This window comes from Candidatus Neomarinimicrobiota bacterium, from assembly GCA_018647265.1.
Classification (GTDB): domain Bacteria; phylum Fidelibacterota; class Marinisomatia; order Marinisomatales; family TCS55; genus TCS55.
In genome coordinates this window covers 1-2,518 of record JABGTK010000010.1, presented here as the reverse complement: position 1 = coordinate 2,518, position 2,518 = coordinate 1, and the positions used below count along the sequence as shown (strand labels likewise).

Below are 2,518 nucleotides of genomic sequence, written 5' to 3'. Positions count from 1 at the left end.
GAATTCGCCAGGATAGCCCCATCTTTCATTTTATCCAAGTGAGCACCAGAAATAACATGCTTATTGCCTGTGGCCGTAATAAAGATGTCTCCCTTTGGCGCAGCTTCATCCATGGGCATGACCCAACACCCGTCATAGGATGCTTCCAAAGCGCGGTGATATCCGGAAGAACCACCGGGGTTTTCATCTGCGGTTTCGACCACAATAACTTTTGCCCCAAGTCCTTTTAAGCGATTGGCGATACCTCGACCGCACCAACCATAACCCACCACTACAATTGTCTTTCCCGCGATTAATGTATTGGTGGCATTCAGGATGCCTTCTATTACGCTCTGACCCGTACCATAGCGATTATCAAATAAATATTTAGAATGGGCATTATTCACAGCCATCACTGGCAATTTCAATTCACCATCCTTTTTCATGGCTTCTAACCGAATTATTCCTGTTGTCGTTTCTTCACATCCACCGATTACATCATCCAATTGATCTGCATATTTCGTATGGAATAAATGGATCAAATCACACCCATCATCAATGGTAATCTGCGGCTTAGAAGCAATGACCGAATCTAAGCATTCGTAATATTCAGTATCATTTTGGCCCGTCCACGCAAAGATGTCAATCTCATCTGCCAATGCAGCTGCAATTCGATCATCTGTGGTCAAAGGATTGCAAGATGCTGCAGAAACTTCTGCCCCACCAGCTACCAATGTTTTTAATAATATGCCCGTCTTCTTTTCCAAATGAAGAGCCACACCAATCCGAATATTAGCCAATGGTTTTTCTTTTTCAAATCGTTCTCGAATTGAGGCAAGAACTGGCATATTACTTTCAGCCCAATCCAACAGTCTCTTTCCCTCTACAGCCAATCCCATATCTTTTACTTTACTCATGCCACATCCATTTTTTCCAAATTAAATAAACAATAGAACCAAATATTAAAAAGCCCAATCCCCAAATAGGTAAAATACTCCCTTGGGATAAATGAAATTGAATCACGCCCCAACTGATAAAAACGGCGCTGATGATATATACAGCGGGAACCAAAGGAAATAATGGAATGCGATAAATTTCATCACCATCATTGAATCGATCCACTTTGAGTAAAGTTGAAATAGATAAAGCAGAAAACATGATCATTACCACTGTTGCTGAATCCAGTAGACTTTCGATATTCAACGCAAACATGAGCACAATTGTCCAAAATGCCTGGAGTAAAATTGCATTCACTGGCGTTTTAAACTTTTTATGAGTTTGTGCAGTGAATTTAAAAAAGACACCCTGTTCTCCCATAGACTGGATGACCCGGGCACCAGCTGTTTGAATAGTGATAGACAATGAACTGGTAACACTAACGAAAATTAAAATGGATAAAAATTTAGTCCATCCTTCCGCTCCTATTGCCTTCAACGCAACGAGCGGTACCATATCCTGACCCTGGATTCCAGCCAACCCAACTGATTTCAAAAAGGATAAATTCACAATAACGTAGATAATGGTTGTGAGAAGTGTTCCGCCAATCAATGCCCTCGGTAAAGTCTTCCGCGGATTTTTAATTTCGCCCCCCATGTACCCAGCCACATTCCAACCAGTATATGCAAAAAAGATCGGTGTTAATGCACGGGAAAATCCCACGAATGAATTGGAAGAAGAACCGTCAGCTAATGCAACGGATGGTGCCGAATCACCTCCAAATAAAAGAGCGACCATTAGAAAAATACCCAATATTTTTACCACCGTTAAGATAGATTGAAACCTCGATCCCACTTCGACTTTCAGACAATGAACTCCCGAAAATCCCAAAACGATTACGGACGCTAACATCGGTTCGGACAATGCCAAAGAAGCAGGGAAAAATTGGTGGGTATATTTTGCAGAGAAAAGTGCGAGGACAGCAATGGACCCCGTCTCAAATATTACAAGACTCATCCACCCATAAAGGAATGCAGGAAATGGGCCGAATACCTTATGTAAATAAAGAAAATCACCGCCCGTTTCAGGAAATCGCGTTGATAATTCTGCAATGGCAAAGGCACCAAGCAAAGCCATGAGTCCACCTCCAACCCAAGCTAAAATTAATGTAACATCATTGGGTACCGGTGCTGCGGCATATCCTGCTAAAAGGAAAATGCCTGAACCGATCATATTTCCCGTCACCATCGATGTAGCATCGAAAGTTTTTAATACACGCTTCGGACCGGTCATTTTTAAATGAGATTTAAGATTTAATCAATCGAAATGCGAGCAGAACCCATCCGGCAATCAAGGCAAGTCCACCAATAGGTGTAATGGCCCCCATCCAACGCAATCCTGTGAGGACGAGGATATACAGACTGCCCGAAAAAATCAAAATGCCAACTGATAATAAAACAGCTGGAAGTTGGATTACTTCTGAATTGAAATGGAATCCCAAAATACCAATCAAGATTAATCCTAAAGCGTGGTACATGTGATAACGAACGCCCGTTTCAAAGATTGCCAAATCTTCAGGGGTTACTTTGCTTTTGAGTCCGTG

General features: G+C 41.9%; 3 protein-coding genes. All 3 read right to left on the bottom strand.

The window, feature by feature from the left end; all coding sequences use genetic code 11:
- Positions 1 to 896, bottom strand: an 896-nt coding sequence (locus HN459_01040; protein ID MBT3478027.1) for an adenosylhomocysteinase, incomplete at its 3' end; no start/stop codon positions are given.
- Positions 889 to 2,208: an amino acid permease gene (locus HN459_01035; GenBank protein MBT3478026.1), complete on the bottom strand. Its 1,320-nt coding sequence runs from the start codon at positions 2,206 to 2,208 to the stop codon at positions 889 to 891. The genes HN459_01040 and HN459_01035, both read right to left, overlap by 8 nt.
- A gap of 13 nt (positions 2,209 to 2,221) precedes the next feature.
- Positions 2,222 to 2,518, bottom strand: a 297-nt coding sequence (locus HN459_01030; protein ID MBT3478025.1) for a DUF423 domain-containing protein, incomplete at its 5' end; no start/stop codon positions are given.